At 64.4% G+C, this 13095-nt stretch carries 8 protein-coding genes and 1 pseudogene; 2 read left to right on the top strand and 7 right to left on the bottom strand.

The window, feature by feature from the left end; all coding sequences use genetic code 11:
- Nucleotides 1-289: 289 nt before the first annotated feature.
- The 3 genes from ABEL04_RS02025 to ABEL04_RS02015 form a co-directional block, all read right to left on the bottom strand.
- Nucleotides 290-1885 (bottom strand): nucleoside monophosphate kinase, encoded by a 1596-nt coding sequence (locus ABEL04_RS02025; RefSeq protein ID WP_375800706.1) that lies wholly within the window; start codon nt 1883-1885, stop codon nt 290-292.
- A 75-nt stretch (nt 1886-1960) separates the two neighbouring features.
- Nucleotides 1961-4120 carry a 3-hydroxyacyl-CoA dehydrogenase NAD-binding domain-containing protein gene (locus ABEL04_RS02020; RefSeq protein ID WP_375800705.1) on the bottom strand — a complete coding sequence of 720 codons (2160 nt, stop codon included), beginning with the start codon at nt 4118-4120 and terminating at the stop codon, nt 1961-1963.
- 39 nt (nt 4121-4159) lie between these two features.
- Nucleotides 4160-5458, bottom strand: a complete 1299-nt coding sequence (locus ABEL04_RS02015; protein WP_375800704.1) for an acetyl-CoA C-acyltransferase — start codon at nt 5456-5458, stop codon at nt 4160-4162.
- Nucleotides 5459-5707: 249 nt separating this feature from the next.
- Here ABEL04_RS02015 and rlmB point away from each other — a divergent pair, with 249 nt between their 5' ends.
- Nucleotides 5708-6490, top strand: coding sequence for a 23S rRNA (guanosine(2251)-2'-O)-methyltransferase RlmB (rlmB, locus tag ABEL04_RS02010; protein WP_375800703.1), 783 nt, complete (start codon nt 5708-5710; stop codon nt 6488-6490).
- Nucleotides 6491-6991: 501 nt separating this feature from the next.
- On the opposite strand, the gene ABEL04_RS02005 is transcribed toward rlmB, so the two are convergent.
- Nucleotides 6992-7369 (bottom strand): hypothetical protein, encoded by a 378-nt coding sequence (locus tag ABEL04_RS02005; protein ID WP_375800702.1) that lies wholly within the window; start codon nt 7367-7369, stop codon nt 6992-6994.
- Between the two features lie 642 nt (nt 7370-8011).
- Here ABEL04_RS02005 and ABEL04_RS02000 point away from each other — a divergent pair.
- Complete coding sequence (locus tag ABEL04_RS02000) at nt 8012-8698, top strand: hypothetical protein (protein ID WP_375800701.1); 687 nt, start codon at nt 8012-8014, stop codon at nt 8696-8698.
- 194 nt (nt 8699-8892) lie between these two features.
- Here the strand turns inward: ABEL04_RS02000 and ABEL04_RS01995 are convergent, their stop codons facing one another.
- The 3 genes and pseudogenes from ABEL04_RS01995 to ABEL04_RS01985 all read right to left on the bottom strand — a co-directional run.
- Nucleotides 8893-10470 (bottom strand): FAD-dependent oxidoreductase, encoded by a 1578-nt coding sequence (locus tag ABEL04_RS01995; protein WP_375800700.1) that lies wholly within the window; start codon nt 10468-10470, stop codon nt 8893-8895.
- A 220-nt stretch (nt 10471-10690) separates the two neighbouring features.
- Entirely contained in the window at nt 10691-11863 is a 1173-nt protein-coding gene (locus ABEL04_RS01990; RefSeq protein WP_375800699.1) for a hypothetical protein, read from the bottom strand.
- A 240-nt stretch (nt 11864-12103) separates the two neighbouring features.
- A pseudogene (locus ABEL04_RS01985) lies at nt 12104-13095 on the bottom strand (carbohydrate ABC transporter substrate-binding protein); the annotation flags it as partial.

Genomic DNA, 13095 nt, shown 5'->3' with positions numbered 1-13095 from the left:
CGGAAGCGTTCGGCATAATACGAAACCGGAATCGGCATAACTCCCGTCAAGTCAGGTAGTTATCGAATCCGCGAGGAGCGATAGGCCGAACGCTTCCGCATAACACGTTATGACAACAGGTCGGTCGGAATTATTAGGATACAGCGTTTCCCCGTACAGATCAAGCCCACTGGAACCGGGAGAGAGCAGGCGCAGCGACTCGCGCCAACTGCTGCGGTGTCACAATTTTCTCCGGCAGCTTGACTCTACCCATCCGGAAATCGGGCGCCGGCCATGATCCGCGACGGCCTCAGTCCGCCAGTCGAATCAGCGCCTTCAAAATCTCGAGCGTCGTCTGGTCGGGGGCGTCCTCGGTGTCGATCTGGACGTGGCGCGGGTCCTCCAGGGCGTCGGGCGCCTCGTAGCGGTCGGTGAGCATCTCGAAGTCGCTGGCCCGCGCGTCGGAGGCGGTGGCCTCTTCGCGGGTGCGTCGGCGCAGGCGCCGTTTTAGGGTGTCGTCCTCGGCCGTCAGCTCCACGAACACGTAGGGCACGTCCGCCGCGCGGAGGGCGGTCCGCAGCCGCTCCCGCTGCGCAACGCGGCTAAACGTGGCGTCGAGCACCGTGCCGCGGTGGCGACGGGCCCGCTGGCGGGCGCGGGTGCGAAGTGTGGCGTAGGTCGCCTCCGTTAGGGCGTCGGTGTAGAGCCGCTCGCGCGTCTCGGCGTCGGCCCGACCCACGAGCGGTACGCCTGCGCGGGTCTTCCGGATGCGGTCGGAGGCGAGGTGGGGCCAGCCCAGGGTCTCCGCCACTGCCTCGGCCTGCGTGCTCTTGCCAGTGCCGGGGCGGCCCATGACGACCACCACGAGCGGCTCATTCCCGGCGACGGCGTAGCGGAGCGCCCACTGGTAGTGGTGCCGGGCCTCGGCCCGGCTGCGCGCTCGCTCGCGGGGCGGCACCTCGTCCTCGGCCGCCCGCAGCCCGCCCACCTTGCCTCGCACCTGCGCGCGCTGACTCTTGTAGAAGGGAAGGAGTCGGTGCAGGTCGGGGTCGCCCAGGCCCTGTGCCATCCGGTTCACGAAGCGGCGCGACAGCCCCGGGTGGCCGTGCACGTCGAGGTCCATCGCCAGGAACGCCACGTCGTTGGCCACGTCGAGGTAGCGAAACTCCTCGTTGAACTCGATGCAGTCGAAGAGGGCAACCCGCTCGTCGGTCACGTGGACATGCTCCAGCCGCAGGTCGCCGTGTCCCTCCACGATAAAGCCCCCGGCGCGGCGGCGGTGAAGGAGGGCGGCGTACTGGTCGTAAAACCGGTCGGCGTAGAACTGGAGGGCCTCGTGGGCCGGGCGGGACAGGAGGGAGCCCACGTGCCCCTCGGCCTCCTCGAAGTTTCCTTCCGTCACCGCCCGAAGCCGCCCGATTCGGCCCGCCTCCGCCACCTCGGGGGGCGACGGGCGGGACTGGTAGAACGCACAGAGCGTGCGGACGAGCCGGTCGATGTCCGCCTCGGACGCCGCGCCCCGCGCCAGGCGCGCGTCCAAAAACTGGCTCGGCTCCAGGTACCGCATCTTCACGGCCACCTCCACGACCGTGCCCGCGTCGGAATCGCCCTCCACACGGAGGCCCTCGTCGGTCCGGACAATGGGCACGACGTCCTCGTAGGTGTTCGGGGCGAGGCGCTGGTTGAGGTGCACCTCCTTCTCGCAGAAGTGGCGGCGGCGCTCTAGGGTGGAGAAGTCGAGGTAGGCGAGCGAGACCGGCTTCTTGATCTTGTACACCCGCGGTGGGGCGAGCGCGATCAGCGAGATGTGGGTCTGCTTGAATTCGATCCGCTCCGGGTCGTGCGGATACGCCGCGGGGGAGGAGAGGGCCTCTTGCAATTCGGCGACCGATGGGGAGGAGGGCATGCGTCGGGCCGGTTGCGACGGATTGCGATGCGTAGGGCACACTTCGGCGATGTAGGGCCGCGTGGCGATGTGATTCTACTCGTAGAAGAGGGTGGTCTTCGACGCGTGGGTGCGGAGGCGCTCAGCGGGCTGAAATCGATCGCCGTGCTGATCAGCTAGGCGGTTCAGGGTGTTCACGATCGCACCGGCGCCCTCGCGGTCGACGTGGCGGAAGGGGCCGCCCAGGAAGGGGGGAAAGCCGAGCCCAAACACCGCGCCCAGGTCGCCGTCGATGGGCGCGCGGAGCACCTCGTCCTCCAGGCACCGCACGGACTCGTTCACCATCATGAGGAGGAGGCGGTCCTGCACGGTCTCTGCCGGGGGCGTGGAGCGGGCCGGGGCGCTGGCGTAGTGGTAGACAGCGTCGTTCACGCCGTCCGGGTCTTTGTCGTCCGACTCGTCGTCCGCGTCGTACTCGTAAAAGCCACGGTTCGTCTTCTGCCCCAGCAGGTCGGCCTCGGCAAGGCGGCCGGCGCTGTCGCTGATCTCGACGCGCTCCTCGGAGAGGGCCTCCCCCATCACGTCCGTAATCTTGGCCGCCACGTCCAGCCCCACGAGATCGAAGAGCTCGAACGGCCCCATCGGAAACCCGGCGTCCTTCATCGCCGCGTCGACCGCCTCGACGTCGGCCCCCGCGTCGAAGAGGAGCAGGGCCTCGTTCATGTAGAGGCCCAGGATGCGGGTCGTGTAGAAGCCCGGGCCATCGTTCACCACGATGACGGTCTTGTCCTGCGCCAGGCCGGCCTCGTAGGCCGTCGCCAACGCCTCGTCCGACGTATCGTCGGTCCTGATGATTTCCAAGAGCGGGATGTCCGGGACGGGGGAAAAGTAGTGCATCCCGAGGACCCGGTCCGGCCGGTCGACCGCCTCCGCGATGTCGGCGATAGGCAGGGCGGAGGTGTTGGTCGCAAGCACTGTGTCCGCGGCCACATGGTCTTCCACCTCCGAGAACACCTGATGCTTGAGGGAGAGGTCCTCCGGCACCGCCTCGATGACGAGGTCGGCCGCGTGGAGGGGAGCGTAGTCGGCCGTGGGCACCACCCGCTCGGTAATCTGGTCCCGCGTGAACGAGTTGATGATGCCCTTGTCGGCCTGAGTTGAGACCGCCTCCCACACCTTTTTCTTGCCCGACGCGGCGAGCTCTAGCGTCTGGTCCTTCAAGACGACGTCCATCCCGTTCTCGGCCGTCACCTGGGCGATGCCGACTCCCATGAGTCCGGCCCCGAGCACCCCGACGGTGTCGACGGGACGGGCGTGTTCGGCCCACGGGTTTTCCTCTCCCTGTTGCTTGGCGAAAAAGAGGCGGACCATTGCCTGCGATTCGGGCGTGAACACCAGTTCACCAAAGTGGCGGCGTTCGGCGTCTAGTCCAGCGTCGAGGCCCTCTTCCAGGCCGGTCCGGACAGCGTCGAGGATGCGGGGGGGCGCCGGATAGTTGCCGTGTGTGCGCGCCTCCATGCGCTGGGCGGCCTGGCGATAAATGAGGCGGCGGCTCACGGGATTTCCCTCCAGGAGCCGATCGCCCCACGACTGGCCATCGCGGTCGACGTTGAGCTCACCGTCTGCGAGCTGACGCGCCGCCCGCTGGGCTGCACCCACCAGCCCCGGAGGGTGGATGAGCGTGTCGACGAGCCCCATCCGCTTCGCCTTCTCCGGGTACGTGTTCTTGCCGGTGAGCAGGAGGGGAAGGGCCTGCTGCAGGCCCACGAGGCGGGGGAGAAGCTGCGTCCCGCCGCCGCCCGGCAACAGGCCCAGTTGGACCTCCGGCAGGGCCATCTTCGTCGAGTCGGCGGTGGAGGCGATCCGGTAGTCGCAGGTGAGGGCCAGCTCCAGCCCGCCGCCCATCGCCGAGCCGTGAATCGCAGCGACGGTCGGAAGGTTGAGGTCCCGAACCCGGGTGCCCAATGCGTGGGCCTCTCGACTCAGCCGGCGGGCCTCCGCCGGGATCTCAAAGCTCTTCACCATTTCCAGGTCGGCGCCCGCGATGAAGGACTCGGGCTTGTCGCTCGCAAAGACCAGGCCCGTCAGGTCTGAGCGCGTCTCCACCACGTCCAGCGCCTCGGAGAAGGCGTCCAGCATGGTCCAGGAGATCTTGTTCACCGACGCGGTAGGATCACCGATCTGGAGGGTTGCGACGCCGCTCTCGTCGATTCCGAGCGTCAGCAGGTTCGTCGACAGGTCGATGCGGTCGGGCATGGGCTGGATGCACGTGGGAGGGGGGGACCGAAGAGGAGACTATCCGAGACGCTCGACGAGCAGGGCGTGGCCCTGCCCGCCAGCGGCACAGGCCGACACGAGGGCCCAGCGGCCCCCTTCGTCGTGCAGGCGGTTCACGGCGCTCATCACGAGTCGGGCCCCGGTGGCCCCAAAGGGATGTCCTAGGGAGAGGGAGCCGCCCCGCGCGTTGAGGCGATCCATGTCCACCTCCCCCACCGGGTCGCTGCGGTTCAGGTGCTCCTCCGCGAACGTTTGGGAGCGGAGCGCTTCGAGCACGGCCAGAACCTGTCCCGCAAACGCCTCATGGAGCTCGATCACGTCGATGTCGTCGAGGCTAAGCCCGGCCTCGTCGAGCACCTCCGGAATGGCGTAGGCCGGCCCCAGGAGGAGCTCCGTCTTCGGGTCCTGGGCCACGTAGGTGTACGTTCGCAGTGCGGCGCGGGGGGCAAACCCCTCGGCCTCCGCCACTCCCTCCGCCATGAGGAGGGTTGCGGAGGCCCCGTCCGTGAGGGCCGACGAGCTACCAGCGGTGATGGTCCCGAACGGCTTCACGAAGGCGGGCGGGAGGTCCCGGAGCTTCTCCATCGACGTGTCGTCCCGAATCACGTTGTCGGCAGTGATGGGCTCGAAGTCCGGGGGCACCGTCGCGGGGTAGAGTTCTTCGTCGAGCCGGCCGTCGTCGCGCGCTTCGGCGGCCCGCCGGTGGGAGCGCAGGGCATACTCGTCCTGCACCTTCCGCGAGATGCCGAACATCGCGGCGAGCCGGTCCGCGCTCTCGCCCATGACCTCGTCGGTGGAGAATTCGGCGATGGAGGGCGTTTCGGGAAGCAAATCGCCCGGGCTCAGTCCCTGCAGGAGTTCGAGGTAATCGGCGGTATTTTTTGCGTTTCGGGCCCCAAAGAGCCGCTTCCGAACGGGGCGCCGCAGCCGGACGGGCGGATCGCTCAGGGTTTCGGTGCCGCCCGCAATCATGACGTCGGCCTGACCGGTCCGGAGGAGGTCCATCCCGCTCGTGATGGCCTGATTGCTGGAGATACACGCCATCGAGACCGTGAAGGCGGGCACGCTGCTGGGGAGGCCGGCGGCGAGGGCCGATTCGCGGGCCACATTGCTCGTGTTCACGTCTTGTACCACCGTGCCCATCACGACACGCTCTACGCGATCGGCGGGGAGGCCCGTCCGGGTCAGGAGGCCCCTAAGCACCATGCGGCCCATGTCGTAGGCCATGAGGTCTTCGTAGCCGGTGCCGGAGCGTTGGAAAGGAAGGCGACAACCGTCGACGAAGACCGCGGTGCGTCCGGGGGCAGTGGGAGGCATGGGGGTAGAAGGAGGGGAATAGCACGCTTGCAGCTCAAACGCAGAGGTTGCGTCTCCGTTGCACCGTACACACTAACGATCCCGGTCCTCGCGTGCAATCGCCATCTTGCAGAGGCCTGCTCGCCTGGGCCTGAGCGAAGAACAGTGAAAGGAGACCGGCAGGACGAATCCTCCTCACCGCCCGGAGGTTTGCCCGCCGAAGTGTGCCCGGTAGACTCCCGTCCTCATATAAGCTGATTCGATCGACCTGTGAGTGAAGATGATACCTCCACCCTTATCGGCCGCCAGCCCGTCCTCGAACTGCTGGAACGAGGGGACGTGGGGGTGGAAAAGGTGATGCTGGAGCAGGACGCGAGTGGATCGCGGATCGGAGCCATCCGGTCGGCCGCTGAGGATCGAGGGATTCCTGTGCAGTACGTGCCCGCCGCGCGGCTCCGGCACGAGGCGGATGGGGCGGCGCACCAGGGCGTGGTGGCCATCACGGCCCCGATTCGCTACCGGGAGGTCGACGAGATGCTGTCTGACATTGCCCCGACCTGGGACGCCGTGCAGACGAAGAAGCCGCTCCTCCTCGTCGTGGACCGGGTCACGGATCCGCGCAACTTTGGGGCGATTCTGCGGAGCGCCGTGGCGGCGGGGACCGACGGCGTGATCGTGCCGTCGCGCGAGATGGCGCCCCTCAACGCCGCCGCCATCAAGGCGAGTGCGGGCACGGCCCCGCGCATCCCGATCGCCCGGACCGACGACCTCGCCCAGATGCTCACCCGGCTCAAGGAGCGTGGGTACTTCGTGTATGGGGCGGAGGGATCCGCGGAGACGACGCTCTGGGAGGGCGACTGGGACCGCCCCGTCGCGATCGTACTGGGGAGCGAAGGGGAGGGCCTGGCGCCGAACGTGGTAGACGCCTGCGACGAACTCGTCTCCATTCCACTGCGCGGCCCTGTCGAGTCGCTCAATGTGTCCGTGGCGGCGGGACTATTGCTCTTCGCCGCGGCGCAGCCCCGAACCGGAGCACCGGAGATAGATGCCTAGCGTCCGGCCGGGAACAAAGTGGAGAGGTTCCCTGCACGCACCGGGCACCTCGGACGTGCTGTCTGGCCACGTCCGGACATCCAGTGCCTCGTCGTTCCCGTTATAGCCCCCTTGCCGCCAGAAATGGTTACCTTCGTCGCTCCAGACGTGCTCTGGAGCCCATCCAGCCAGACGGGGAGGGCTCGGCGATCGTCAGATGGGCTCTGAGTCAAGCTCAGAGCGACGAAGTGGGCGTGTTTCTGATACGAGGCTTATTTCGAGGGCACTGCACATACTTTGCTATAGCACAGGCCGTTCTGAGTAGGCGGTAGAAGACGGCCTCGCGGATGTTCGAAGCGGCGCTTTCGCGCGACTGGCCTTCGGGGGGCAGCTTGATTTCACAACCAGCGAGGACCATGATCAGCAGCAGGCAGAGGCCGCAGCGGCCGACCGTCCCCTCCGCGTAGGCCCTCACCTGAGCCTCCCCCGTAGAACGGACCCCGGCTGATCCGCGACGGAAGACTAAAATTGGACCCTGGCCCGGACGCCCGGCTGCGTCGATCCCTCTACCGTCGTGATCGTCGTGGGGACAATTTTCCAGCTCCAGTTGCTGTGGGCCGAGGCCGGGGGCGAGGAAGGGAGCGAAGCCTCGCCGTTCCGGAGGGCCGCGACTAAGCTCCAGGTCCCAAGGGCGACCGACGTGGCTCCGACGAGGGTCGAGGGCGTCGGGTGTTTTGCCGGGTCTGTCAGACTTACGGTCACGCACGTGGCGCCGCCCGCCACGCCGGCAATCCCGCCGATGATGGAGGACGATCCGAGAACCCCTGATCGGGAAGAATCGTCCTTGATGGCCTCCACCGAGGGGGGCATCGCCTGCGCGAAGTCGTATCTCGGAGGCATGAGTCCTACACTTCGTTGCGGGGATCGGGAACTGGTCTACTCCTTGCAGTAGTTACGCCATTTTCAATATTTGCCAGGCGGAAGCTGAGGCCTGCTTTTGATTTTATGGATAAAAAACACGACAAAGCGAGTATGGAAGGGATAATAATCGCCGCTTCTCGCTTTCTTCCTTCTGTTCGGCGCTACGGGGGTTGCCAGGGGGGGCAACCGTGCCCCGAGCCTAACACCTATTGCAACAGCATCGATAACATAGCTTTCTACGTGAGAGGACAGGTCTGGGGCTGGGCCAAAGACCAGTTCGACTCGAAGGCTTTGAACAGTAACTCAGACTGCGCAAAACTCAAGTACTGGACGGAAAAATACGCCAGGCATAAAACGCTCTCATTCCACGATGGGACTAACGCGTTGGGATAGCACAAAGGGGTGCGCGTACATTTTGAGGGGATATCCTTAAAACTGGGGCAAAGCGATTCAGCGACCGGCGACGTTCTCATACACGAAGTTGCGCACGTTCAACTAGGCAAAAAGGACCCGGGTGCAGACGATCTCGTGGGGAAGTGAATCACTGAAGACGGAACGAATTGAGGGGAAAATCACCTCCGCTGGCTCCCGCGATCGCTCGCACAACACCACCCAAGTAAAATGACTCTGCGGAAGCATTTGACCATCTTGGCCTTCTCGACGGCACTTCTCCTCGCGACTGGTGGCTGTCAGGATCGGGTCGGGGCCGATTCCAAGAAGGAGATGCAGGCTGAGACTGAGGCTGTACAGGTGGCCCGTGCCGCAACCGAGTGGATCCGGGAAAATCAGTTTGTGCGCCACTACCCTGACAGTCTCCCCGTGAAGTCCCACCACGTGAAGGAACTTGCGGGGGTTTTGGACCAGAGTATCGAGATGACCCGTCGTGACATACGCCGTAATCACTGCGTAGGGTGTTCTTCCGAGCAGAGGGTCGATCCGGAGGCGTTCGCGATCACGTGGCCGGTCGGCAGCTACAAGCGTGATGCGTCGCGGGCGACCATTCGCGCCGCAAAAGGGCTCGCCGGGGCCCTGAACAAACCGTCCGGTGTGGAGGGCTCATTCTTGAGTTGCACTGGACAGATTTTCAAGAATGCCCGGCCCGAAAACTGCGAGATACAGGGGAATGTCCAGTCCCTTCTCAGCTTCGAGGAGCTGAAGGTTAACGGAAGCAACGCGACGGTACAGGTTCTGTGGCTCTACGAAGGAGACCACAGCGGACTGGCCGCCAGACGCATGCGAGACATGAAGCTGCTGAAGAGCGGCGGAGTCTGGAGAGTGCAGGGCGATGTTTCACCTGGTATCTTCTAATCATCCCTGTGTGTATGCTTGCCGCAGCAGTCTACCAAGAGAGATGTGTTTCCACGTGAGTGGGGGCACATCCTTCGTGGGCTGCCACGGGTGCAGGGCACTGCGTGCAAGGACACCATGAGAGTTGGAGGAGGGAAGGAGTCCTGAGGCAAAGGGGGCGCTTGGCCACCCTGCGCCTCGACGTCTGGTGCCAACTACGAGACACTGGATGGCATCTGGTAGCAACAGGCCAGCTCCCGGTAGGCGTCCACCTGCTTCTCGGCCCAGGAAGAGGGCAAGTCCCGTTCCTCTGCCATGAGGCGGGCAACTTTCGGGGCCACGTCAAGACTTGCCTCTGCGTCCATTAGAAGGCAGCGGGTGCGGCGGGCAAGCACGTCCTCCACGGTCCGGGCCATCTCGTGGCGGGTGGCCCACACCACCTGAGCGCCCCGAATCGGGAGGCGCTCATCGAGGGGTTCACGGAGCGCCGGCCGCTGCCGCATCAGGTCGCGGAGCGGAATTGCATCGGAGCCGTAAGGGGCCAGGTCGCCAAACTGCTCCGAGTGCGCGTGCCAGCCGTGAATGTTCAGGTTACGGGTGGGAGAGGGGCGCCTGTGAAAATCCGCGTGCTCCGCGGCCCGATCAATGGTATCCTCCGCCATTTTCCGGTAGGTCGTCCACTTTCCGCCGGAGATGGTGACGAGTCCACTCTCAGAGACGTCCAGCTGATGCTCCCGCGAGATCTCTGCCGTCTCCTCGGCGTGACTGTCGGCGGGAGCGACGAGGGGACGGATGCCGGCGAATACGCTGAGGACATCCTCAGGGCCCGGATCCCCGACGAGGTAGCGCTGCGCGTGCTCGAGGAGAAATGACAGCTCCTCTGGATCGGGTTGCGGTTCGAGGCTAACCTCGTCGACAGAGGCCTCGGTCGTCCCGACAACCACGCGATCGCTCCAGGGGATGGCAAAAAGCACACGTCCATCGTCCGTCTCCGGCACCATGATTGCGCTCTCGCCGGGAAGAAACGACTTGTCGAGCACGATGTGGGTTCCCCGGCTGGGGCGGAGGGTACGGCGGGCGTTGGGATCGTCCATCTGCCGCACCGTGTCCGTGAAGATGCCCGTAGCGTTGATGACCGATCGCCCCCTAATCTGGAACTCCGTCCCTGTTTCCTGGCAGCGGGCCACCACTCCGTCGACCGTCCCGTTGGTCTTCGTCAGGTCCGTCACCTTCATGTAGTTGATGGCCACGCCGCCCTGCTCCGTGGCGGTTTGGGCCACGTTCACGGCCATCCGGGCGTCGTCGAACTGTCCATCGTAGTAGAGAACACCCCCCCGAAGCCCGTTCGGCTCAACCGTCGGAAGGTGCTCAAGGGTCGCCTCGCGGCTGAGGTGTCGTGATCGGCCAAATTTCTGCTGCCCAGCGAGCAGGTTGTAGACCTTCATCCCGATCCCGTAGTACGGGCCTTCCCACCAGTCGTAGTTGGGCACCACAAACGACTGGTTGTGGACGAGGTGGGGCGCGTTCTGTTGCATAATCCCCCGCTCCTGCAACGCTTCCTGCACGAGCGAAATATTCCCCTGCTGCAGGTACCGCACGCCTCCGTGCACGAGCTTGGTCGAGCGGCTCGACGTGGCCTTCGCGAAGTCGTGCATCTCAAGCAGGAGCGGATCGTAGCCCCGAGCGGCCGCCTCTAGGGCACACCCAAGCCCCGTGGCCCCCCCGCCAATAATCACGAAATCCCACGGCTCTTGCCGCGCTTCGAGGGCTTGGATGCTCTGGCTTCGTTTCATGGGAAGAGGGAAAGTAGTGAACGATCAATCGGAGTGTAGCACAAGTTAGGGGCCGACTGGAAAGCCCCGGCGTAGGCAGCCCGCAGGCGAACCCAGGGAGGCTCTTCTCAACCGGCCGGACAGCACTGAGGCCCCCACCCCCCGAGGTGGCGGCCCCAGAGCCGTCCAGAAGCGCCCCCTGGGCTTCTGCACGGTGGCGAAAAGATCCGGAGAACATCCCTTAGAACGCCACTGAAAGCTCCGCGGTGACCCCGGACCAGTTGTTGCCGATTCTGCTGAGGGCGGTGTCGGCCCCTTCTACCTGACGGACGTACTCCGCCTTGAAGAGCGCCCTCTCGAGAACCTGATATCCGAAGCCAACCTGAATGCGGCTCACGGCCGTATGGTCACTGTTGCTAACTGCTTCTGACTGGTCCCCAACGTAGGTGAACCGCCCTGCTGCGTAAAAGCTTTCATTGAAGGGGATTTTCGTCCCGAGACCCAGAAACAACGCGCTGAAAGAATCTCCCCCGTACGGAGAGAAATCACTCTCCGTGGCGTATCCCACCCAGAGGTCGTTACTGAGACCGGCGACGTTGATCTTGCTGTCCGCCTGGAAGATGGTCCCGGCCGGCATATTCACGTGGGTCTCGGTCGAGTTGATACCTGTCCCCGGAAAGTTGTAGTTCTCACGGTCCCCATTGGCGAACACCACACCCGGGGAGCCTAACTGATCTCCATTGGGAGGAACGCCCTCTCCGGTATGCGTGGCGAACCCGCCGCCGAATTGGAACCGGTCGGATCCTGTGAACCGGGCCTTCGCGATAACGTTAACCCCCGTCCGCTGCGAGGTGAAGCCCTCCGCGAAGCTCCGGTTGATCGTGACATCAAAGCCAAATGCATCGTAGCTTCCGAGAAGTTGGATGCCGTGGGCGGCGGTAATCATGTCGGCGGGCGAATTGCCGATCAGTGGATTTCCTTGCACTGCCGGACCGTCTGAGAACCCGCGGAAGTTTAGCAGTCCTGTTACCGGGGTGCCGGTCCGCAACGTGAGCCCGTCGGTGAGGGCCAGGTCGATAAAGACCAGGTCGATCTCCGGGGAAAAGCCATTCTGACCGAAGTCATTGGGCTCGGCCTCGATGTTGAGAAGGCCGCTCACCCGCTCCGAAAACTGGGCGTTGACGGTCAGGCCCGCCCGGACCTGGTGGAAGCCTGAGTGGCTCCCGTCCAATTCTGGGCGCGAGTATGGATTGTTGTCATCCACGGTGAGGGCCTGACCCGACTGCATAAGGTTGACCGAAAAGTCGACCGTTGGAAACTCCTCGTCGTCCTCCATCTGTGCCTGTGCAGGAATGGCGGCCCCGATGAAAAGAACAGTGAGAACGGCCGCGCTAATCCGTAGAATATGATTCATGGGCTTCGTGAAGTTGTGAGTAGAGCTATAGAAGGGGTTTGAAGGTAGCACTGCTGTTCTTAGAAGGGCTCATGACAACCCGAACCCTACGCCTCCGAGATGCTGGTGGGTGGTCGTGTCCGATTTCGACCTTCGCGTCGAAATGACCGTATGGACGGGGCCCGGAGACAGAAGCCACCCCCCATCCCCCCGACCACAGCGTTCCGCTGTGGCCGGGGGAGGGCATGCGACAGGAGACACTTACTCTTCTCCTTCCGCAGTTTCGGTCTGCTGCTCCCACTGCTGAATGAGCTCATTGTACGGGACCGTCACCGGATCCTCAGGCGGCCGTTTCGCCTTCGGAGATCCCGGTTGGTCAAGCCAATACTCGCGCGATCGCTTCGGATTGAGCTTCGGCGAGTACTGCGACATGCGCAGGCGCTGCATCAACGAGTTCTGGATTTTGGCCAGGTCGTTCATGGCCTGCTTCACCGTCTTCGATCCCGTTGCGGCCTGAGCAACCTGTTTCCACCACTGCTCGGCGAGGAGGGGATAGTGGGGCACGTTCTTGCCCGTATCCGTCCACTGGTCTTCCACCGGAGAGGTGTAAAAGGTGATTAGCCCGCCAAGCTCGCCCTCATGCTTCTCCCAGTACGCCGAGTTTACGGTCGAGCTTCGGACCGGGGTGTTTCCGACGTTGAACTTCTTGAGGGATACCGTCTTCGAGGAGGCGAACTGGGCCCACAGCCAGGCGGCCTTGCGTTTCTTGCCGGTCGTTTGCTTCGGAATTGTCCAACTGCCCGCATCCTGGTAGCCCACCTTCATGCCTTCGTCCCAGTAGCGACCGTGGGGCGTGGGGGCCATCCGCCACTTCGGATTGCCCTCATCGTCCGTCACTTTGGAGTCTGGAGAGGTGAAGGCATCGGCGGAGAGGAAGGTAATGTACTGGAAGGCGCGCTGCGCCACCGTCCCGCGGGAAGGCACCGGGCCGGCTTCCGACCAGCGCATCGACGTGGCGTACGGTGGGGCGTACTTCTCAATCCACTCGAGGTACTTGCGGGTCGCGTAGTATGCGGCCGGGCCGTTCGTGGCGCCTCCACGGTTGACGGTCGAGCCCACTGGAATGCGGTCCTCGACCCGAATGCCCCATTCATCAACGGGCTTCCCGTTCGGGAGGCCGGTGTCTCCTACGCCGGCGATCGAGAGCCAGGCGTCGGTAAAGCGCCAGCCGAGCGACGGGCTCTTCTTGCTGT

The organism is Salinibacter sp. (assembly GCF_042218895.1).
Classification (GTDB): Bacteria; Bacteroidota; Rhodothermia; order Rhodothermales; family Salinibacteraceae; genus Salinibacter.
Note: the sequence above shows the minus strand (reverse complement) of the source record. Positions and strands in the feature narration are given on the sequence as shown.

What these genes read in the sequence shown, in the direction of transcription:
- ABEL04_RS02025 (WP_375800706.1), bottom strand. Translation starts at nt 1,885, where the DNA reads ATGCCCTCCTCCCCATCGGTCGCCGAATTGCAAGAGGCCCTCTCCTCC.
- ABEL04_RS02020 (WP_375800705.1), bottom strand. Translation starts at nt 4,120, where the DNA reads ATGCCCGACCGCATCGACCTGTCGACGAACCTGCTGACGCTCGGAATC.
- ABEL04_RS02015 (WP_375800704.1), bottom strand. Translation starts at nt 5,458, where the DNA reads ATGCCTCCCACTGCCCCCGGACGCACCGCGGTCTTCGTCGACGGTTGT.
- ABEL04_RS02005 (WP_375800702.1), bottom strand. Translation starts at nt 7,369, where the DNA reads ATGCCTCCGAGATACGACTTCGCGCAGGCGATGCCCCCCTCGGTGGAG.
- ABEL04_RS02000 (WP_375800701.1), top strand. Translation starts at nt 8,012, where the DNA reads ATGACTCTGCGGAAGCATTTGACCATCTTGGCCTTCTCGACGGCACTT.
- ABEL04_RS01995 (WP_375800700.1), bottom strand. Translation starts at nt 10,470, where the DNA reads ATGAAACGAAGCCAGAGCATCCAAGCCCTCGAAGCGCGGCAAGAGCCG.
- ABEL04_RS01990 (WP_375800699.1), bottom strand. Translation starts at nt 11,863, where the DNA reads ATGAATCATATTCTACGGATTAGCGCGGCCGTTCTCACTGTTCTTTTC.